Source organism: Limnohabitans parvus II-B4 (assembly GCF_003063455.1).
GTDB lineage: Bacteria > Pseudomonadota > Gammaproteobacteria > Burkholderiales > Burkholderiaceae_C > Limnohabitans_A > Limnohabitans_A parvus.
In genome coordinates, this window is sequence record NZ_NESN01000001.1 from 810308 (window position 1) to 829723 (window position 19416).

19 protein-coding genes are annotated in these 19416 nt (G+C 52.7%); 9 read left to right on the forward strand and 10 right to left on the reverse strand.

Annotated elements, in window-relative coordinates; all coding sequences use genetic code 11:
- Nucleotides 1-140: 140 nt before the first annotated feature.
- A complete protein-coding gene (locus tag B9Z37_RS03765; RefSeq protein ID WP_108311659.1) occupies nucleotides 141-425 on the reverse strand; it encodes a helix-turn-helix transcriptional regulator in 285 nt (94 codons plus the stop codon).
- 879 nt (nucleotides 426-1304) lie between these two features.
- Between B9Z37_RS03765 and B9Z37_RS03770 the strand changes: the two genes are divergently transcribed.
- The 7 genes from B9Z37_RS03770 (at nucleotide 1305) to B9Z37_RS03800 (ending at nucleotide 10226) form a co-directional block, all read left to right on the forward strand.
- Nucleotides 1305-2318 (forward strand): nucleotidyltransferase domain-containing protein, encoded by a 1014-nt coding sequence (locus B9Z37_RS03770; RefSeq protein ID WP_146179693.1) that lies wholly within the window; start codon nucleotides 1305-1307, stop codon nucleotides 2316-2318.
- A gap of 5 nt (nucleotides 2319-2323) precedes the next feature.
- A complete protein-coding gene (locus tag B9Z37_RS03775; RefSeq protein ID WP_108311661.1) occupies nucleotides 2324-4054 on the forward strand; it encodes a ThiF family adenylyltransferase in 1731 nt (576 codons plus the stop codon).
- Nucleotides 4051-4539 carry a Mov34/MPN/PAD-1 family protein gene (locus tag B9Z37_RS03780; protein ID WP_108311662.1) on the forward strand — a complete coding sequence of 163 codons (489 nt, stop codon included), beginning with the start codon at nucleotides 4051-4053 and terminating at the stop codon, nucleotides 4537-4539. The genes B9Z37_RS03775 and B9Z37_RS03780 overlap by 4 nt, the downstream gene beginning before the upstream one ends.
- Nucleotides 4540-4573: 34 nt before the next feature.
- Nucleotides 4574-5692 (forward strand): SAVED domain-containing protein, encoded by a 1119-nt coding sequence (locus B9Z37_RS03785; RefSeq protein ID WP_167394309.1) that lies wholly within the window; start codon nucleotides 4574-4576, stop codon nucleotides 5690-5692.
- Nucleotides 5693-6764: 1072 nt separating this feature from the next.
- Entirely contained in the window at nucleotides 6765-7067 is a 303-nt protein-coding gene (locus B9Z37_RS03790; RefSeq protein ID WP_108311664.1) for a hypothetical protein, read from the forward strand.
- 346 nt (nucleotides 7068-7413) lie between these two features.
- Nucleotides 7414-9375, forward strand: a complete 1962-nt coding sequence (locus B9Z37_RS03795; protein ID WP_167394310.1) for a type IV secretory system conjugative DNA transfer family protein — start codon at nucleotides 7414-7416, stop codon at nucleotides 9373-9375.
- 32 nt (nucleotides 9376-9407) lie between these two features.
- A complete protein-coding gene (locus tag B9Z37_RS03800; RefSeq protein WP_108311666.1) occupies nucleotides 9408-10226 on the forward strand; it encodes an ATP-dependent Clp protease proteolytic subunit in 819 nt (272 codons plus the stop codon).
- A gap of 127 nt (nucleotides 10227-10353) precedes the next feature.
- Here B9Z37_RS03800 and B9Z37_RS03805 read toward each other — a convergent pair whose 3' ends face one another.
- Both B9Z37_RS03805 and B9Z37_RS03810 read right to left on the reverse strand, forming a co-directional pair.
- On the reverse strand, nucleotides 10354-10614 hold the full coding sequence (locus B9Z37_RS03805; RefSeq protein WP_108311667.1) for a hypothetical protein: 261 nt from the start codon (nucleotides 10612-10614) through the stop codon (nucleotides 10354-10356).
- A 279-nt stretch (nucleotides 10615-10893) separates the two neighbouring features.
- On the reverse strand, nucleotides 10894-11298 hold the full coding sequence (locus B9Z37_RS03810) for a DUF4211 domain-containing protein (protein ID WP_146179694.1): 405 nt from the start codon (nucleotides 11296-11298) through the stop codon (nucleotides 10894-10896).
- 184 nt (nucleotides 11299-11482) lie between these two features.
- Between B9Z37_RS03810 and B9Z37_RS03815 the strand changes: the two genes are divergently transcribed.
- Nucleotides 11483-12445: a helix-turn-helix transcriptional regulator gene (locus B9Z37_RS03815; RefSeq protein ID WP_108311669.1), complete on the forward strand. Its 963-nt coding sequence runs from the start codon at nucleotides 11483-11485 to the stop codon at nucleotides 12443-12445.
- Here the strand turns inward: B9Z37_RS03815 and B9Z37_RS03820 are convergent.
- The 4 genes from B9Z37_RS03820 to B9Z37_RS03835 form a co-directional block, all read right to left on the reverse strand.
- Nucleotides 12431-12973 carry a macro domain-containing protein gene (locus B9Z37_RS03820; RefSeq protein WP_167394311.1) on the reverse strand — a complete coding sequence of 181 codons (543 nt, stop codon included), beginning with the start codon at nucleotides 12971-12973 and terminating at the stop codon, nucleotides 12431-12433. The two genes, B9Z37_RS03815 and B9Z37_RS03820, sit on opposite strands and share 15 nt — an antisense overlap.
- 81 nt (nucleotides 12974-13054) lie before the next feature.
- Nucleotides 13055-13357, reverse strand: a complete 303-nt coding sequence (locus tag B9Z37_RS03825; protein WP_146179695.1) for a hypothetical protein — start codon at nucleotides 13355-13357, stop codon at nucleotides 13055-13057.
- Nucleotides 13347-13832 carry a hypothetical protein gene (locus B9Z37_RS03830; RefSeq protein WP_146179696.1) on the reverse strand — a complete coding sequence of 162 codons (486 nt, stop codon included), beginning with the start codon at nucleotides 13830-13832 and terminating at the stop codon, nucleotides 13347-13349. The genes B9Z37_RS03825 and B9Z37_RS03830 overlap by 11 nt, the downstream gene beginning before the upstream one ends.
- Nucleotides 13833-13915: 83 nt before the next feature.
- Complete coding sequence (locus B9Z37_RS03835; RefSeq protein WP_205872534.1) at nucleotides 13916-14413, reverse strand: hypothetical protein; 498 nt, start codon at nucleotides 14411-14413, stop codon at nucleotides 13916-13918.
- A gap of 225 nt (nucleotides 14414-14638) precedes the next feature.
- On the opposite strand from B9Z37_RS03835, the gene B9Z37_RS03840 reads away from it, so the two are divergent.
- Complete coding sequence (locus B9Z37_RS03840) at nucleotides 14639-15010, forward strand: hypothetical protein (protein WP_108311673.1); 372 nt, start codon at nucleotides 14639-14641, stop codon at nucleotides 15008-15010.
- A gap of 62 nt (nucleotides 15011-15072) precedes the next feature.
- Here B9Z37_RS03840 and B9Z37_RS14295 read toward each other — a convergent pair whose 3' ends face one another.
- From B9Z37_RS14295 to brxL, 3 genes are read right to left on the reverse strand one after another with little or no spacing between them, the layout of a single operon-like run.
- The gene (locus tag B9Z37_RS14295; RefSeq protein ID WP_146179697.1) at nucleotides 15073-16116 is read right to left on the reverse strand and encodes a hypothetical protein; all 1044 of its coding nucleotides are present in this window, start codon (nucleotides 16114-16116) and stop codon (nucleotides 15073-15075) included.
- 54 nt (nucleotides 16117-16170) lie between these two features.
- Entirely contained in the window at nucleotides 16171-17319 is a 1149-nt protein-coding gene (locus tag B9Z37_RS03845; RefSeq protein WP_108311674.1) for a 3'-5' exonuclease, read from the reverse strand.
- Between the two features lie 46 nt (nucleotides 17320-17365).
- Nucleotides 17366-19411 (reverse strand): protease Lon-related BREX system protein BrxL, encoded by a 2046-nt coding sequence (gene brxL, locus B9Z37_RS03850; RefSeq protein WP_108311675.1) that lies wholly within the window; start codon nucleotides 19409-19411, stop codon nucleotides 17366-17368.
- Nucleotides 19412-19416 lie beyond the last annotated feature (5 nt).

Here is a 19416-nt window from a genome sequence, read left to right on the forward strand (position 1 = left end):
TTCTTTCTCTAGTGTCCCGTTTCTCACTATCATTCCTTCACAGATATACAGAAAGACTCGAGCGACTCGAAATAAAACGAGCTTTCGAATGCATTCCCCTGGAAAGGCCGAAACCTTCCAGGGATCTTTCAATATTGAATTCAGGATCGCTTGGATGCGGCTGAAGCAATGAGCGCGAGAATTTCAGACTCAATCCAAGCAACTGACCTAGCGGACAGCTGAACGGGCGCAGGGAAGATTTGCTTAGCTACGCCCGAATACCATGTGGAGCGGCTTACCGGGAACAGCTTCAGAACCTGATTCAACCGCAGGAGTCGCTCAGGTTGATGAGCAACATTCGCAGACTTTTCGTTTGCGTGATTTTTTTCGTGACCGTAAGATTCTTCGTTCACATTCGGGGCTTCGAAATCGATGGGTTTTTTCATGCACTTTTCTCTCGTTCTCGTTAGAAAAACGCACCCAGCTAGCCCTTGAAATGCTTATTGACAAATGTAAGCGTTTCAAGAAACAATAGCGTGTCCTCCGCCAAGACGACACGCGCTAGATGCGCACTAAGCCTCCGTTGCTAACGCCACGGGGGCTTTTTTATTCGGCTCCTATTAAGTCCGAATGGATTTATTCTGTACCGAAAGAACGTGTCAAAACGAAAGGAGTGGAATCTAAGCGTGACTATTTTCAAAGTAGCTTCGATTTTGAAGATCACTACGATTTCGCGACTGAAATATGGATTCGAAAATGTAGATTTTGATATTTTTATTATCAAAGACCACAACATTAAGAAGGGTTCTGGTTGACCATTCAAGTTGATCAAATCAATTTCGGCTGTAGGCTGGATACAGTCGCTCGAGGAGTGCCCTGCGAACGACTGATCCCTGTCGGCTGCGGACTATCAAGTCTCCCGGACAACCTGCTGACGCACAGGTCCGAGGTATGGACTCCACGACAGGCGACGAAACCCACCCTCGGCTCTTAAAGCAGTTAACCCCGACGACGTGAGTGGTCGGATCGCACAATACGGGTAGGAAGAACTCGACTTAGAGATAGCGGTGCCGGACGGGCACTTGCCTTCGAGCTCTTGGCCGAAAACGTAGAGGCCAAGTGTCTCTGTAACGCTGGCGCTATTTGCACTGCGGCCCACATATATTTATGTAGATCATAAATTTAATTAAATACGCATATGTAGCTCTTAAAAATACTAAAATGTGGCACAGCCGCAAAGTGATTTCACCCCCATGCACCCACTTCTAGGTCTCGGACTCCTCGCTGCAGTCGTGACCTGGCTCTTAGACGATAGGGACAAGAAGATGCCTGCAGTGCAAAAACAGTTCGAAGACTTCCACAAGGCCATCTGTTTCAATGAAGACGACGAGAAGGCCACCTTGCGCGAAAAGCGCGACATCATCATCAAGGCGCTGAAGGACAACCTCGGCGAAGAAGTGCCGACCTTCACCAACTTCAATCAGGGGAGCTATTCCATGCACACAGGCGTGGTGCCCTTGGACGGCAACTTCGACATCGACGTCGGCCTCATCTTCGACTGGAACCAAGATAAGTACCCCGACCCAGTTGCGCTCAAGAAGAAGGTGCGTGACGCGGTAGACACGAACTTCCGTACAGTCGAGATTCGCCGGCCGTGCGTGACTGTCAACTACATCAGCGGCGGTAAGACGGCCTATCACGTTGACCTAGCCGTCTACAGCCAGGACGCCAGTGGGACGCTGTACCTAGCAAAGGGCAAGGAAAACTCCGCCGAGGAGCACCGCATCTGGGAAGTGTCTGACCCGAAGGGCCTGACCAAGCTGGTGTGCGGCGCATTCGAAGACTCGGAAGAGCTGGCGCAGTACCGCCGGTGCATTCGCTACCTTAAGCGCTGGCGCCATTGGAAATTTTCGGGTCCCGGCGCACCGCTCAGCATCGCACTGACCGTAGCTGCGCTGAGGTGGTTCAAGCCGAACTTCAGCACGTCTGGCAAGCCCGTCGACCTGCTGGCGATGCTCGACTGGGTCCAGGCGATGCTCGACAACTTCACCGACGAATACTGCGAGGATGACGGGTGGCATGAGCGTCTGAGGGTTCCGCTGCCAGTTCAGCCGTACACTGACTTGATGGCCAAGCGCACCGCTGCCCAGATGACGGACTTCAAGGAGCGGCTCGAATCACTGCGCGACGCCCTTCAGGAGGCCTACGACGAAGAGCTGCCTGAGGACGCATGCAAGTTGCTTAAGAAGCAGTTCGGCGACGATTTCAAGGTGCCCGAGAAGGCTGAGACGGCCAAGATGGTCGCGCCCGCAGTCATCAGCACCGGCAACTCCGCTTAACGGACATGGTCTCCGCCGAGGTTGGTGATCCCGTAAAGGTGGATGCCGCGTTCGACGCGGTGAAGTCCGCCTGCTCTCTACGCGGGATTGCTGTCGTGCGGATGCAGGAATCGAGGCCGACCATATTGGCTGTCGAACTGACGGGAGCGACACGCAATTGGCCCCTCTTCATCGACTGCGACGAGGCACACCTGCGCCTCCCTTGGGTCGCGACGAAGCCGCCTACCACGCCGCTCGCGCACGTCAGCTATTCGGGAGCCGTGTGCATCGACGATGGCCAAGGTCTGTCGCTGGACCCGAGCCGCCCCGCGGAAATCGTCGCACATGCCGCCCTGAAGGCCTACGACTTGCTCGAGGAGTCTGCGGTCGATGCAGCCACTGGTTACGGAGAGTTCTTCAATGAACTCGAGGGGTACTGGCTGCACCTGCCTGGTTCGCTACGCTCTCGCGCCTACTTCGAGGTCGATGGTAAGTCGCGGATGGTCAAGGGGTTCGTTAACTCCAGGCTGAAGACGCCGAACTGGTACTTCGTAGAACCTGAAACCGACCGGCCCAGGGACGTACGGCAGGAGAAGCTTGCCGGGCAACGGGCGCTGTACGTGCACCTGGATGCGCTGGAGCTCCCCCCTGCGAAGCCCAACAAGCTGACGACAGCCTTCATCGACGCCGTGCACCAACAGCTGACGCCCGAGCAGTTGAATCTATGGAACCAGCTTCTCGGTCCCTCGAAGAATTCGCCCAAGCAACTGGCGCTGTTGGTCTCGGCTCCCCGCCAGGCTGGTGGCCTGTCGCTTGTCGCTGCGGTATTTACCGCGCGCGGCGGCGGGATCGATAAGAGTGCGTCCGTCACGCCGCTGACTATGCGCCGGCATGCGCCTCAGTACATGCGGGAGCGTGGGGGCAGCGCGCTCGAGCTGTCTGGGAAGCATGTCGCAGTGCTCGGAGCAGGCGCCGTGGGTAGCGTTGTCGTGGATACGCTGGCCGCGGCAGGCGTTCGAAATCTCACGGTGGTCGACCACGACGAGTATTCGGCGGACAACGTCTTCCGCCACCTGCTCGAGCCGATCTACATCGATATCTCGAAACCCGTCGGACTCAAGCTCGCGTTGGAACGGCGGTACCCCGGCCTGAGCATCACCCCGGTCACCTCGACTGCGCAGAAGTGGTGGAAGACTGCCGACCTCCGCCAATACGACGGAATCGTATTTGCGTTCGGCGCCCCCTCGGTGGAGCGTTCATTCTCGCGCGTGCTTAAGGGCGGGCGGCAAGAAATCCCGGTGGTCTTCACGTGGCTCGAAGCCATGGACCTCGGAGGTCACTCTGTGCTGATGTGGACCAAAGGTGATGGCTGCCTCGACTGCGCCTATCGGGATGACGAGGGTCTGCCGTCACAGGCGTCTCGTACGTCCTTCCTCGAGCCGAATCAACCGGTTACTCGCAATTTAACGGGATGTGCCGGTGCGTTCGTGCCGTTCGGGCCCATTCAGGCGCGAAAGACAGGCCTTCTGGCCGCCGAGCATCTGCTTTCTGCGATGACCTGGGCTACGGCCGGAGACGACGCGCGTAGGCCCTCCTACCGCTTCTGGGTTGGTGAGGGAACTGCTGCTGCCAAGCAGGGTTTGCGGACTACGCCTTGGTTCCAGGCTGCACGGACAACCTCGTACAAGGAAGCTACCCGCATGGTGTTCGGCCGCCCGTGCCTTCACTGTCGCGCGCCGAAGGAGCCTTCGCCGTGAACCTGGTGTACCGCGTTACGCCTAAGCAGCGACTCATCATCGTCGAAGACGCACTCAAGCAGATGGAGGCGTTCGCACAGCACTGGTGGTCGGATAGGGAAGCAGGCGGCGTAATGATGGGACGACATCTGCTCGACTCGCACGACATCGTCGTCGACGAGATCTCAACGCCCCAGTACACTGACCGCCGCAGCCGGTTCAATTTCTTCCGGTCACGAAAGCACGAACAGGTGGCTCGCCAGCGGTGGCTGCAGGAGCACAACACCTCCGCCTACCTAGGTCTTTGGCATACGCATCCCGAGCGCGACCCCACGCCATCTGGTGTTGACCGGAACGATTGGCAGCAGGCCGTCGCATGCGACACTTACGAGGGGGATCGCCTGTTCTTTCCAATCGTTGGTACGCACTGCATTCGCGTCTGGACGTTGAGTCGTCGAGGCGCGCTACGAGAGTTGAAGCTGGAGAATACTAATGCCCAAAAGTAAAGTACCTAGCAGCGGCGGCGCTAAGCCGAAAGCCATGACCAGGAAGGTTGAACGCGCCTACATCCCGGCGACCGTTCGACGTGACCTGTGGGTTGCTGCGGCCGGCCGATGCGAGTTCCGAGGTTGTTGCAAGTCGGTGGACCGGGACTTCCTCACAATGGCTAAATGCAATGTTGGCGAATACGCGCACATTATTGCCGACAGCCCTGCTGGGCCTCGCGGCGTTCCAGGCGAGTCAGAGCGGCTCGCAGCAGACCCGAGCAACCTCATGCTCGCGTGCTTCGAATGCCATGCCCGCATCGACCGCGATGGCCGAAGCAATGAGTTCACGGCCGAACAGCTGCGCGCAATGAAGCGCGAGCATGAAGCGCGCATCCAGCTCATCTACTCAGCCAGCGGTGTGGTCGAGAGCACACCGCTGATCATGTCGTTTCCCGTGGGCACCCATGTGCCCGTAGTCGAGGTGCGGGACATCCAATACGCGATGCTTACTAACAGCAACTTCAAGCTGTTTCCGACATCCACCGCCATACACATTGACCAGAGCAACTTCCACCTACAGGACAACGACACGGACTTCTGGCCAAACGCTCAGCGTGCACTCACGCAGCAGTACGAGCAACGAGTGCTACCCGCGCTTACCACCCGCGGTGGTGCTACGCATCTGACCATCGCCGCGTTCGCACCCATTCCCATGCTTATGAAGCTCGGCGCTCTCATCGGCGACAAGACGCCGGCCGCCATCCTCGACTTACCGGGCGAAAAATGGCTTTGGGACACCCGAGATGGCTGCCCGGAGCCGCAGTACGCCTACAACGTGCCCGTCTCACTTCCTTGCGAGGTCTCGGTGGTGGTGAGCATCTCAGGCAAGGTTCAGCTGCCCGTTGGGCGCGTGGTCGTCGAGTTCGAGGCGGTGGTTCCGGGCCGTGGCATCATCCGCAAGGGCGCGCACCTTCAGCAGTTCCGCACAAGCTTTAACGCGTTCTTGCAGCAACTCTTCGCTGCCGGCGTCCGAGTCGTACACATCTATCCTGCTACTCCGCTGTCGGCGAGCATCGAGATTGGTCGCATGCTCCTGCCCAAGATGTTTGAGGAGGTTCACGTCTGGGAGTGGCAAGCGCCGGACTGGAAGCAGGCGTTACGGCTGAAATAGCTGAGCCACCCAACACTTGATATCTTGTACACGCCCACACGACTTAGCTCCGAGCTGTTACTCTTCCAGCTTCGCTCAACGCCTTGCCAATCTGGCAGCAGTCGATGTACGGGCAGTAGTCCTGAGGAGCAGCGATGAGAAAGTGCCTGGTTCGCACTGATTGGTCGTCTCTCGTTCAACTGTCCTCCAGGCGTACCGAGACCGCTAAGTTGAGCGACCGCTTGATGACACTCAGAGTCAGTCAGACGCATGGGTCAACTGACCGCTACCGCTGCATACCGGCCACCTCAGGACCTCCGAGTTCAAACATCGTTGATGAATCAATTCGAATGCGAACCTCGTTCTCGAAGGTCCGTTGGCGAATCGCACTGAAGGCCCATGCAAAAGTCATCTGGTTCTGTTTACGTGACCGAAGCAGTTCGCATCCGATGATTTCGTCTACTTAGTTATCGCCACCGGTTTTTTTCGCAATCGTTTTTTTTCGTGGACGATATCTTCGTGATCGATCCGGGCTCTTGCCTTTTGCACTCTCTAAGGCCAATGACGCAGTTTGTCCGCCCCACTGACACGGGCACAACGACATTGAGATTGCCATCGCATGCGAAGCTTATTGAACGAAGCGACAAGGACAACTAACTAGCTCGATTGCGCAATGGAAGCTAGTGGGGCCCGTGGCTGATCAAGCGTCACCATAATTTGACAGAGTTTTACGCCATCAGTGAGTAATCCGAGCAATGCAAAGCGCGTTCAAAACCGATGCAAAACTGGTCAGCAACCCAGTCTTATCAACAACTTAGCAAAAAAATATTTTGACTAATTTTTCACAAAGCATAAAAACAACAAGTGAATTTGTCGAAATTTGGCAAGCCTCGCCAAGGTCCCTACACTTCGCTGCATAGCAAACCTTCCAAATGATTCTTGCTCTGAAATCACTGCCTAAACGCACCAGCCTTGGTGCTTAAACTAGCATGCGAAGTCGATAGCTCCCCTTAAGTTTTCTCCCTTTTTTTTGCCTTAGCGGGCACCAGCCAGGACTTCTCCTGCGCGTGGATTTTTTTAGGGAGAGAGAAAAATGCAAAACGTCATTAAGACTGCACTTGCGGTCGCGGTCATCAGCGTAGCCACTGCGCGGCTGTGCATCGATTTGCACGAAACACGCAAGAAAACAAACGGGAAATCACCCCCGGTTCAATCAATCTGGACAACTATCGCGGGTAGCCTCACGCTCTTTTACGCATATATGCATGATGCCGACCCGGTTCTCATTATTGCCACTTGGCTAAACACCCTATCCGCATCGATCGCTTTAGCAGTCGCCATCAGTCATGCGAAATCAGAAACTGCGCCACAGGAACAGGAGTCGGATCGTGAATGAGTCGAAATTTGACGCTCGATCAAAGGGCCATCAAAATTCGCACATGCTTTCAACTCATTCCATGCAAGACCCAACCGCTGTATCTGAAGCGGTGGTTCTTGACCATGGTGGGTGGTGGTGCATCTTCATTTCACGAATACCTCAGCGGCTGAGCTGTTGAGGGCAATACCTCTATTTTAGAAAACCGGGTTAAGCCCCTGCAGGGAAAGTCGCGCGTCGAATGGTCAAGTGGTCGATTGTGCGCACGTCATCCCTTCGGCCGCTTCCTGGCTATTACTCACATGACATTTCTTTTGCTTCGTGGCATTCGCTTCGAAGGAGTGTCTGTGCCATTTAGAGAATGAAAATGAGTGAAATGAATTTGTTTGATCCTGCGGACGAAGACACCCACAATGCAGAACCGGCCAAGTGGCGCGCCCTTCCCAGAATTAGTATGAGCGTTAACAACCGGGAGTTCAAGGTCAAAGTAGGCGAGCAGAGGTTTCGCAAATATCTTCGCGTCGCAGCTTTAAACGTCTGTCCAGATGAATCTGCAACAGAAGCGACAGATGGGCGAGAAGTACGTCGCGGCATGATCCACGAGCTGTTTCTGCTGCTGCGCTACACCCCTTACCAACCGGACCAGATCGGCAAGTTCAAAGAAGATCTTCGTGTTGCAAAAAATGATGGTCGATTCTGGCATAAGTGGACTGCAGAACTAATCGAACGCGTGCTGAAAGACTCACACATCAGCAAGAACCGAACGACACTTCCACAAGCTTACTCCTTAAGCAACTCCGTCAAACCTGCCAGATTATTGTTACTCGTAGAACGTTTCGAAACTCGCGCTTGCTTTGCTTGGTTGCATGAAAAAAATGAAAAGAGCGCAAAGAGGCAGGACCCCATCACTCACGGTCTGCTGACCTCAATGAAAAAGCTGGAAAAAAGACAACGCCCTGTCAAAGCACGCCAAGTCATCATGACACCCGCCCCCTGGAGGGCCAGCGATCCTCCTTTCCGGATCGCCCGTGCGAAGGGCTTCTTCGGTCACGAAACGCTGCACCCCACCGTGTTGACCCACAGTCTAGTGCTGGGCGGGACCGGCTGTGGCAAAAGCCAATCCGTCGTCATTCCAATCATGAATGCAATGCTCGGCTACAAGTTGAGAGACGGTACAGAGATGAGCATGCTAGTGATTGATCCCAAGCGAGAACTCGCAGCTGTCATTGATCAGCGGATCCAGCGGGATCACCCCTCGCGCAGAGTCACTGTCATCGGCAAATGCCCGCCGGTCAGATTCTTCGATGAAGGCTTGCGACTGAGCCCTGCTGACAAACTCGATGAGCTACGACTGCTGCTCGACCAAAATAAGGTCGAAGAAAACTCCTACTGGAGAGAGCTCGCAGACGCCCTGCTGGCTGACCTGATGAGGCTGGAACAGGACTTCCAGGAAAAAACACAGACATCACTTCTCAAACAGATGCTCGACGATCTCAGGCCCGGGGAAGTCTTTGAACATGGTTTCTGGCATCAACTGCGCTACCTGCTGGATCACACTCGCACAAGTTCAACCCGACTGAGAGATACCGCCAGAAATCTTGCCCGTCTGCTCGACCTGTGCAAAGTGAGTTCACCTGCAGCAAGCGTGTTTAAGAACTTTACGGGCGACAACGAACTAATCCAGCAGTGGAATTACGTTTGCATGAGTGCAGACACTCTGCTGAAGTCGCTGACAGACCCCGACTTCACAAGGGCGGTCGATGCTGACCCTTACCCGCGCCGGCACAAAGCGCACATGAATATCCAACGCATCATCGACCGCGGTCGCATCGTAGTGTTTCAACCTTCGAACAGCAAAGGCGCGACCATCGCAGCCCGCGCACTCAAGGCCCGCTTTTACGCTGCAGTTTTTTCACGCCAGCAAATGCACCGCCCCGTTGGCATCATCGTTGACGAAGCACATCGTTTCGTCACTCAAGACCGCATTAGCGGAGAGCAAGCTCTGCTTGACCGCTGCCGTTCGTATCGTACGAACGTCGTGCTCGCAACCCAAAGCCTGAAATCGCTTGAGCATGCCATGGGCAGTGGCGTCGATGCTAAGGACGCTGTTCGCATCCTGGTCGCTAATACCCCTTCCCGTTGGCTCATGCGTTCGACTGAGCCCGACTCAAGCGAGCTGCTGCGTCAACTGCTGCCACCTCCACCTAGTTCAGGCATGCACATCGCCGATGCCCGACCTCCAAGCCAACTAGCGCCGGGCGAAGCCTATTGGTTGCTATCGGATGGGCGCTGGGGACGCAGCCGAGCGAAGTTAGAAAACATGAACTGAAACAACGATTCGAGAATAATGGGGAGATTTCAATGACAGACACCATCCTCCGCACGCTGCGTACACACGAAAAAGGCATTGTGCTAATCAATGGCCCTATCACCGATCAGCTCGCGCTAGATTTTTGCGATGAGCTGGACTCTCTTTACGACTACTACCAATATGAGACTGTGCTGCTTCGCATCCACAGTCCTGGGGGGCAGACCCTGGCTCTCGACTTCATGATGGAGCGCATCGACTTCTGGCGAGCACAAGGACGGAAAATGCATACACAGGCTACTATGCAAGCGGTCAGCGCCGCCGCGCTACTGCTGTCTCTAGGAGAGGTTGGGCACCGCTATGCATCACCGTCCAGCGCACTGCTTTATCACCACACCCGATTCGTGACCACGTCTTCACAGACAGTCACAGCTAGAGCGGCCATGGAAGCCGTGCAGCAGTTAATCGAGTCCGACCATCTTCTGATGAAACGCCTTTGCAAGCACCTGTTACATGGCTTTGGTGGAGCAGTCGCCTTCGCGCAGGCTGGCATCCAGAGGATCCAAGCCATCAAAGATGTAATGACGTCACATCCAAATGGTAAAAAACCAAAATGGATCGAGGAAACGAAGCAGGTTTATGAACAGGTGCGCGTCATGAATGGCATCAAGCTCTATCAGCAACTGCTGATGAGGCGCTTCGACGAGGACACCATCATGTCTCAAGTTCAAGCCTGGGCACTAATGCTCATCGATGATGTCGACCTCCCGGCCATCACTCGCGGGCAATCCACATGTGCAGTCAGTCAGTCAAATCTGTCCATGCCCCCTGCCCTGGCCGCTGGACTCGTCGAGACAGCGCTTCATGCCTGAAAAAAATGAACGATTAAAAACTGCCAGGCTCGGGAGTAAGAACAGTTTCTCATCTCCATGATTCATCGAATGACAAGGGTGACCGGTCATCTAGATCGGTCACCCTTGCTTTGAACCTTCGCCGGATTTATTTGCGAACCTGACGCTGAAGTCGACTGATTTCAGCTCGCAGCTGGATATTTTCCTGATTGAGCTGCTGGATTTTTTTATTCAGGATACTCATTGCACGACAACTTGTCGAAGACAGCTCATTGTATTTGTGGACGAGATGATTGTATTGATTGAGTAGCTTATTTTGCGAACTCTTTTCACGTGAGTTCACCATTACCTCAACTCCAGCATTTAATGCGCCCAGCAATGTATCTGTGAGTTGCATTGCATTGATCATTTTGCGATCTCCCTTTGCGTCCGAACTTTGAATTATTTTTGCCTGACTTTGAACCAAACATGCCGTTTATTCGGCATGTTTGGTGCAAAGAAATGCTTTCATACGATATTAAAAGCCGAATCTTGAAAAAGTGCAAATTGTTGTATTTCATTGGGTCCGTAGCACGTGAAAAATCACAGTAACAGGCAATCAGTGCAAACGAATAACACACATGCAAACATCACAGTAACGTAACCAGAAGACCCAAATCCACCAGCCCAGTAACACACAGTCAGCAATTCACGGCTTGACTGCCGAGGAAATTTTCTCGCTGTCAAGAATGGCCTGGAGTTTTGTCATCAAATATTCATGAGTGTTCCGCAAAACTGGATCTTCCGCTCTCACATTCATTGAAGCATCATCAGGGTCAGGACCCAACAAAAAATCAACGATTATTTTCACGATCCAGCGAATTGCCTCTTGAATATCTTTATGAGCTAAAGACAATGACTGAGGATCGATTTTTTCTATCTTGGGCATGAATTTATTGAAGATCTTCTTCTTATCGGCATAGGAAATATCTTTTTCGACATCTCCACAATTCCAATAACGCGGATCATCTAAAGAAATATCTTTTATCAAATCGAAAATATGATCCATATTTTTATCATGCAATTTATCAATCAAATTTAATGTCGAATTCATTTTTCACCTCTCGCCAACAAGTTGATATTCATCCTTAGTCAGATGCCAAATACATCCTGAATCTAGAAGAATTTTACGAGTTGCATCAAAAATAAATTGATAAATTTGACTATTGCATGAACTGATTTGGACTCCCCGTTTCAGATGAATCACAACGGGTATGATTTAGAAAACTGGAGTTACGATGTCCGAAATCGATCGCCTCTACCAATACAAAACCCTGCTCAGCGGCCGCAGGGCCATGTCACGCGAAGACATCATGGCCAAGCTAGAAATCTCGCTGGCCACCTTCAAGCGCGACATCGCCAAGCTGCGTGACCAGTTGCACACCCCCATCGTGTTCGACCGGGACCTGGGCGGCTACCGGCTTGAACAAACAGAAAGCACCGAACTGCCTGGCATGTGGTTCAGCCAGGACGAAATGCTGGCCCTCATGACCATCCAAAGCATGATCGTGCAGCTCGAACCCAGCTTGTTGGGTCCAAAGCTCAAACCATTTCAAAAGCGCCTGGACGACATGCTGGCTAGCCAAGGGCTGGATGCCGCTACCTTGACCCAGCGGGTCCGCGCCGTCCATGCGGGCAAACGCCGCCTTCCGCTCACCAGCTTTGAGACCCTGGCCAAGGCCACCCTGGAGCGCAAGCAGGTTCAGGTCGAGCACATCAACCGTCAAAACGGTGAAACCGTGCTGCGCGACGTTTCGCCCCAACAATTGGTGCATTACCGGGACAACTGGTACGTCGACGCCTGGTGCCACCTGCGTGGTGGCTTGCGGAGCTTTTCTGTAGACGCGATTACCCGGGCCACCCTGCTCGACAAAGCCAGCAAAGACATTGACCTTATCGCCATGCGTCAACAGCTCGATGGCGGCTACGGCATCTTTGGTGGCACACCCAAAGCCTGGGCACAACTGCGGTTTTCGAAAGCACGGGCCGCATGGGTTAAACACGAAATCTGGCACCCCGAGCAAAAAAGCCTGCGTATGGCCGATGGTCGTTACGAACTCGTAATTCCCTACGCCGACGAAAGAGAGCTGCTTGGCGACATCCTGCGCTTTGGGGCCGATGTGGAAGTGCTTGCCCCAGCCCGCTTGCGCGAACAAGTGCAGGCTGAAATTCAAAAGATGGGGCAGTTATACGGGCGCTGACGCAGCCTGCGCGACGCTCAGACCTTGGGCCTCCAGGGCAGCCACATAGACATCACGCAAAAATTCACTGGCCACGCACACCCGAATGCACTGCAGGTGCGGCGCCAGCGCTGATGCGGCACAAAACACCTTAGCGGTGATCTCTGCCGCCAACTCAGGCGGGAAAGCAAACACACCTGTGCCAATGGCGGGCATTGCCAAGGCTCGAATGTAATTCTGGTGGGCTGCTTTGAGTGCAGCTTCTATGGCCTGCTCCAAAATTTGGGGTGCATCATCGTGGTTGGTGTACGAAGCCGCTCGCACATGGATCACCCACAGGTTGGGCAACTTGAACCCCGGCGTGACCACGAAAGCGCCGAATTGCAAGGGCGCATAGGGCTTGCAATACTCCTCCAGCTTGGGGCCTGCGGCGGTATGGATCGCCCCCGCCACGCCCGAGCCCAGCCGCAGATTGGCATTGGCACTGTTGACCACCGCCTCCATGTCGGGTTGCTTGACGATGTTGCCAACGATGACTTCAATCTTCATGTTTTTGCTCCTTTGGAGAACCGAATACTGAGCCATGAAAGGCTCAAGACATGAGCCTCGCCCAACGAAGACTCCTCGCCATCAGTTCATTGAATGTGCTGGGACCTTTGAATCAATTTGTCGAAACACGCCAAGCGTTTCGATCAATCCGTCTGTTTCGTCTGCATCCGAATTGATCGCAATCAAACTGATTCGGGCTGGGTCATCAAGCCCCTCACTGATCAAAACAATCGCCTTGTTTTCCTCAGACTTGTAGCAATCCATCAGAGCATGAATCACATACAGAAAATGTTCTCGCTTTTCATCAGGTAACTGGGCTAAGGTGGCCTCACAGCGGCCCAGCAAAGGCATGTTGATGTCGCTCTTCGATAGATTATTGGTCATGGTCATCCTTTATGGCATCGTCCTGCGTCAGCATCCAAGGGCTCAAGGCTCCTTCCAAAACCCACACATAGCCCTTGCGACTGAACTTGGTGCCCCACTCTGATGTCCAATCGCAAGCAAACGACCAAAGCACTGCATCAGCAGGCCTCTTGGACATAAAGTCTGTCCATGCAGCATTCAAATGTCCAAAGGGCAGATCAGGAACAGCATTCAACGGGTCTTTGACAAAGCTGGAAGCTTCAACCTCCGCAATCGTTGTCTGGCCGAAGAGATCTTCAGGGCGTACCCGGAACACCGCGTCGATTCGGCGCTTGGCCTCGTGCTTTTCATTTCTTCGTTCTTTGAAGATGAACCAGATCACAGCAGGCCAAGCCGTTACAACAAGAATTGAACCCAGAGCTGGAGCCACCACTTTTTCCAGAATTTGATCAGTTCTGCTTTGAGAACCACGCATGCTTGCCAAAAGTTGGCTCATGTCTGACTTGGGTCGTCGAGCATTCTGGACATACACCCCCAAACCAAAAACCAGGCCAAGGCACAAATAAAGCCACAGCCAGATCATTGGTCATCTCCATGGTTGGGTTTGCGCGATGGCCAGGTCGTCATTCCACCGATGCTGTAGCCTTCTGGCGCATCTTCATCACCCACGCCGTTGTGCCGAATCTCTTGCTTGACCACCACGCCGTTTTGCAAGGTCAACAAAACATCGCGCTCATAGGTGCTGCCGTAGCCCATGTGCACGTATTCAAGACGCTTGCCCTGGGGAATGCGCAACGTGCCGGAAAACCAATGGGCGAAGACGCAATGCGCGAAGCCTGGGAAAACGCTCTCCAGGTCAGCATCTTCGCCCGATTTCAACGAGCCATGGAGGGCGACAAGGTACATGCGGTCATTCAGGATTTCCCATGTGCCCACGTAGCCACGCCAAAGGGCCGTGGATGTTGACTCAAAACCCGGGTCGCGGCCCCCTAGGCTGAAGTAGTCGTTCAAAGGGTTGGTCAACAAAGGGACCTTTTGGCCCTCAAAAATCAACTGTTCAGAAATTTGCGCTGTCATCGTCGCCTCCTGATGCATTGTTATTGGAGTAGTAGCTCAGCACATGAGCCACCTCATCTATTGATCAACCAATCAACGAGTGATCTTGATGCGCACGCATTGGATGAGCCAGGAATTAAATTCAAAGCTGTACCCAAAAACAGTTCAAAGTCTCACGGTATGAGCCTCTTCAAATGCATCCTTGAATGGTGTAAAGAAGTTAACGTCTCGCATTGAAGGAACAATATGAACAAGATTTTTGTATCAGTGGCCGTATTGACCATGGCACTGACCACCAGCGTCTCGGCCCAAACATACTTGGGTAACTTGACAGCGAACCCCTATTTGCCCAAAGCACCACCACAACCCGCCAACACGTTCAACAACCCCTATGGCGGCTCGCACGATAGCCCCAAGCTCTATGACAGCCAAGGCAATTTTCGAGGCAACCTCAACAGCAACAAATATGACCCTGACAGCGTGACCAACCCCTACGGAAGATATGGGAGCAAGTATTCAAACGACAGTATCAACAACCCCTATGGTGCTGGCAGTCGGTACAACCAAGACAGCCCGAACAACCCTTACGGCAATGGACTGACGATCATCGGGCGTTAACGCGGCTGGTTTTATAGGCATAGATCGGGTTCGAAGTGAAACGCGAACAATATGACTCTCAATCAATTGACCGTACTTATGGGGTCAGAACCTTGAGCCGTATCTGCATTTGGCCTTGATACTTGGTACCGCTGAGGGTGAAGCAAGCGATCAAGGTCGTGAACTTTATTGGCTCCAAGTGAGACACCAAATAAAAATGCAAGCAGTTGAGCCGAGCTTTGGTCATCCGAACTATTGATTGCGTTCACAGCAGCAATGATTTCATCGGGATTCACTGAACCGTATTTAATCAAGTGGCTGTAGCGTACGTGCAGTGCAATCAATGCAGGTGACCAAGGTCGTGGAAACATGTCAGGAAACTTTGCTTCCAATTCGGTCGTAAACATTGAGATATCTTCAGAACCAGCAAGCAATGGATCAAATTCAACACTCCAATATTTTTCGTGCAGTCCATGGGCTTGTTCGGCGAAATCGTGATCTTGTTGAAGGATGTTGGTATTGGAGCGAAGATTGATCCATTCAATCGGTCCTGAGACAAAAATCGATCCTTTCACTGAATCTTCTCTCACCAAGTCAAACAGACCCTCTGTACTTTTGAGGAGAAGCCCTTGAATATCCTCAAATACGAGCCCAGTAGCAGATGGGTAACTAGAGCGCAAAGCCAATCCACGCCAATGAGAAAGCTCGTTTTCGTCAATGGATGTGCCATTGCCTAGACCAAAGCTTCGGCATAAAGCCAGGCCATTCATACACGCCTGGTTCACCATTTGATTTCTGGACCACTCTTCCCATTGGGGCTCGAAAACTGCAGCACTGATCGCAACACGAGCTTTGTCTGCATCACCTTCAAATGTCCAGGCGTCATCAGCTTTGATTGGGAAGAATTGAACAACCTGATCTAGCAACAGCCAAAAGACCCCTCGGTTAAAACCGGGGGGATGATGACCATCAATTTTTTGCTGAAGTTGTGTGAATTCAACGATCAAGACATCCGAAGTGTCTCCCAAAGCGAACCTGTCTGGGGCTAAGGCAAATAGAACATCAAAGAAATCTCTGTTCAATTGACCTGATGCGGCTCTAGATTCGTGGATGCGGATTCTGCCCATGGAGCATAGGTTTCTCCATTCGCTGGCTGTTAGACATGTAAAGCTGCTCATACTTTAGGCAGGACGTCGGAATGTTGAACGTGGCGCAACAAAGTCTTCAAGACATTCGTCCGGCAACAAATCCAGCAAGTGATGCTTGGTGCCGTGATATGAAAGGTACAAATTTTCTTTGCTTCGTGTGATTGCCACGAAAAAGTGGCGACGCTCGTTGTCGCCATTACTAAAGCGGCGATCTTTGGCATCAAGCTTTACGTCCTCAGTGAGGTCGGGCAAGAAAACATTGTTGAAGTCCAGCCCTTTTGCGCTGTGATAAGTCATGAGATAGACCAGTCGAGCTGAGTCACTTTCTGGCAAGGATCCATTGTTGCTGCCAAGAAACCTCAAAGGTGATCCTTTGCGTGCAAAGAAATCGTTGAATGCTTCGTAACTCGTGACACGTCCAGTTTTCTCGCGTTCAGGCGGGCTACCCCAACCATTAGCGCCCGAAATCACGGATGCAAATTCATGAATTTGCTCGTGAAAAGGGAAAAGAATGGCACTTGGTTGCTCGATAGAGGAAACACGAAACGCCTCTGCGTAAACCTTGGCGAATTCGTCCCTTTTACTGGTTCCTTTTATTACGCGGGCATTGTTGCCATCGCCCCTGACCTCTGCACCTCTTACGATTTCAGCCTCTGGCAGTATGGCGGTCGCCAATTGGTAATTTTTCAATGTGAGCCGCTGAATATGTTTCAACGTATGTTTGCGTGCACCACCCAGGAGACGGCGTAAGTTGGCAGGATCAACTCTCCCCAGGTAAATGGATTGATCTGGATCACCAGCTGCCACCACATGTTCTGCTCGAGCAAAAATCTTCCCTATGACATCTTCTTTGATATCTTGAATTTCATCCACAAGGATGTAATCAAAATTCTCTCGCGTCGTCAAAAAAGTATCGACTGTTTGGATCGTCACGCGCGCCAGCGCCCTCTGACTAAGCCCTGAATGGACAAGATCTTTTAGGGCGTGTGTGTAGGTCAAAAAACAAATATAGGGACTGCGAGTTCTCGAAATCATGCGCTCTATCAGGTGCGTGATAACAACCGTTTTGCCAGTTCCCGCATACCCTGCAATCCAATGCGTCCGTGTGTCATCCTTGGACACATCATCCAAAATACGGGCTTGTTGAGCGCCCAGCTGATTGATCGAAATCATCCATTGCATATGAAACCTCTTGACATTCAAAAAAGCTCTAAACCATGAATCCGAATCACTCGGCCAGCGACTTCAATAATGCATCCCGTCCATCTTGGTAGAACTCAATGTCCAGCTTTGTAGCCATTTCATCCGACAGATCAAATAATTGTTTGCGACAAGATACCGGCAGCAATAAAGCCTTGGCCCCTTTCTCAACAGCAATTTCAGCAAGAGACACTGCGTTGTGAATCGGCTCAATAGTGCCCCCAAGGGTGACTTCACCGACCACAATCAAACCGCCACGCACCGACTTTTTCAGCAGCGCGCCAGACAAAGCGATTAGGGCGGCAACCCCTGTTTTTGAACCGGACTTTGCAGCATCAAAGCCACGCAACTGGACTGAAAACTCATGAGAGCGCGGGTCGCGGTCGCCGACCAATTGCATGGCGCGGGCATAGAGGTTTTGCTCTGCGCAACGAATCGATTCTTTGAATGCCTGAGGAACAGGGTTATTAAGAACCCTCACACCACTGCCAGGCCCCTCATTCACCTCAAGTCTGAAAAGACCAGGATGTTCATCTTGACCGCCAGGGGAAATAGTCCAAACTTGTCCACACTCCAATGGTTCATCGCCGATACCGCCTTGGCTTTGCAACTCAGGTGTTGAAACAAACTTCTCTACGCCCTCTGTGCCGATGGTGTAGCTGAAATGTGTGTTTCTGAACTCGGCAGCGCCAATGCGTTTTTGCTGCTCTTTGACGCGACGGCGAACTTCCAATGCCAACCTTACGGCCCACTCCAGGTCTTCAGGCGAGACCTTGCTGTTGGCGTCGGGATACATCAGCTTCAACAAGCCGCTCACGGTTTTGTTCACGCCATTGATATCGCGACCAGAAAGTGCCCCACCCCAAAAAACTTGCCCTTGAAGTGAAGAGACACGACTCTGATTTCGTAGCTGCGTGAAGCATTCCGACAAAAAGTCGCTTACCAAACCGAAATGCTCAGTGAACAGCGAAGGGTTGAGCTTAGGGACATCCCAGCCTGGCAAGAAGCAGTGGATGCGATCCATGAATGCGGTGTCGTCTCGCATTTCGGGAGGCAATGGACTAAACAAGTGTCCCACCCTTTGCTGGTGCTCCACATCCACATCGAAGTTACCAACCAACACGATCGAGCCATCCGCACGAATGCTTTCTTTGCCACGAGAGAACTCTCCGCTCTCCATGTAGCCCTTCATGATGTTGACGCCATCTTTTTGATCAAAGGAAACACCAGAGACTTCGTCAAAACAAACCACGTCGTATTGGCAGACAAGACCACGCTGCCCGTTGGAATTGTTCACAAACATCCGCGCTACGGTGGCTTTGCCGCCAGAGATCAAATGCGCGTAAGGTGAAACCTGTTGAAACAAGTGAGATTTACCCGTACCACGAGGCCCCAACTCCACCAGGTTGTAATTGCGCTCAACGAATGGAACCATACGCAAAAACAGCGCATCCTTGGCACGTTCGGTCAAAGTGGCAGGCTCAAACCCCACACTGCGCAACAACAGGTCGCGCCATTCAGCAGTGGTGAAGCTTTCGCGGCCCTTGGCCAGTACATCCAACACTTCACGTTTCGACAGCTGGATCGCACGCAATGACTCGACGCCAAATGGACGCCCACCTTTTTCTTGAGCTATAGAGGCGTCGTACTCCAAGGTGATTTCGGCATAAAAACCACCCGTCAGCATGCGCTCATTGTCTTTGACCATCTCTGGTGTCAGGCGCACATCGTTCAGACGTAAGCTGGGTAAGGTGGCAACGTAGGAGTCGGTTTTGGAATCCAAACGCGCCGTGATGATGTCAATGATCTTGACCGAGCCAGATTCACGTGCGCGCGCCTTGAAAAGCTCTTCCTCTCCGGCTTTGACAGTTCTGGAGCTCAACTGGCGTTGAACGATTTCAATGCCCTCTTGGATTTCAGCTTCATCCGTTGTCGCGCAGTAACGTCCGAGCAAAAACTCCACTACGTAGGTTGGTACCGGAAATTGGCGACTGAAGGTTCGAACCAAATCTTTCCTGACCACATAGCCCTCAAAAGCTTTGGTCGACTTGCTGTCCAATTCATCGAGTTGCATCTTTA

What these genes read in the sequence shown, in the direction of transcription:
- B9Z37_RS03795 (WP_167394310.1), top strand. Translation starts at nt 7,414, where the DNA reads ATGAGTGAAATGAATTTGTTTGATCCTGCGGACGAAGACACCCACAAT.
- B9Z37_RS03810 (WP_146179694.1), bottom strand. Translation starts at nt 11,298, where the DNA reads ATGAATTCGACATTAAATTTGATTGATAAATTGCATGATAAAAATATG.
- B9Z37_RS03770 (WP_146179693.1), top strand. Translation starts at nt 1,305, where the DNA reads ATGCCTGCAGTGCAAAAACAGTTCGAAGACTTCCACAAGGCCATCTGT.
- B9Z37_RS03815 (WP_108311669.1), top strand. Translation starts at nt 11,483, where the DNA reads ATGTCCGAAATCGATCGCCTCTACCAATACAAAACCCTGCTCAGCGGC.
- B9Z37_RS03800 (WP_108311666.1), top strand. Translation starts at nt 9,408, where the DNA reads ATGACAGACACCATCCTCCGCACGCTGCGTACACACGAAAAAGGCATT.
- brxL (WP_108311675.1), bottom strand. Translation starts at nt 19,411, where the DNA reads ATGCAACTCGATGAATTGGACAGCAAGTCGACCAAAGCTTTTGAGGGC.
- B9Z37_RS03765 (WP_108311659.1), bottom strand. Translation starts at nt 425, where the DNA reads ATGAAAAAACCCATCGATTTCGAAGCCCCGAATGTGAACGAAGAATCT.
- B9Z37_RS03820 (WP_167394311.1), bottom strand. Translation starts at nt 12,973, where the DNA reads ATGAAGATTGAAGTCATCGTTGGCAACATCGTCAAGCAACCCGACATG.
- B9Z37_RS03840 (WP_108311673.1), top strand. Translation starts at nt 14,639, where the DNA reads ATGAACAAGATTTTTGTATCAGTGGCCGTATTGACCATGGCACTGACC.
- B9Z37_RS14295 (WP_146179697.1), bottom strand. Translation starts at nt 16,116, where the DNA reads ATGGGCAGAATCCGCATCCACGAATCTAGAGCCGCATCAGGTCAATTG.
- B9Z37_RS03805 (WP_108311667.1), bottom strand. Translation starts at nt 10,614, where the DNA reads ATGATCAATGCAATGCAACTCACAGATACATTGCTGGGCGCATTAAAT.
- B9Z37_RS03845 (WP_108311674.1), bottom strand. Translation starts at nt 17,319, where the DNA reads ATGCAATGGATGATTTCGATCAATCAGCTGGGCGCTCAACAAGCCCGT.
- B9Z37_RS03785 (WP_167394309.1), top strand. Translation starts at nt 4,574, where the DNA reads ATGACCAGGAAGGTTGAACGCGCCTACATCCCGGCGACCGTTCGACGT.
- B9Z37_RS03775 (WP_108311661.1), top strand. Translation starts at nt 2,324, where the DNA reads ATGGTCTCCGCCGAGGTTGGTGATCCCGTAAAGGTGGATGCCGCGTTC.
- B9Z37_RS03830 (WP_146179696.1), bottom strand. Translation starts at nt 13,832, where the DNA reads ATGAGCCAACTTTTGGCAAGCATGCGTGGTTCTCAAAGCAGAACTGAT.
- B9Z37_RS03835 (WP_205872534.1), bottom strand. Translation starts at nt 14,413, where the DNA reads ATGACAGCGCAAATTTCTGAACAGTTGATTTTTGAGGGCCAAAAGGTC.
- B9Z37_RS03790 (WP_108311664.1), top strand. Translation starts at nt 6,765, where the DNA reads ATGCAAAACGTCATTAAGACTGCACTTGCGGTCGCGGTCATCAGCGTA.
- B9Z37_RS03825 (WP_146179695.1), bottom strand. Translation starts at nt 13,357, where the DNA reads ATGACCAATAATCTATCGAAGAGCGACATCAACATGCCTTTGCTGGGC.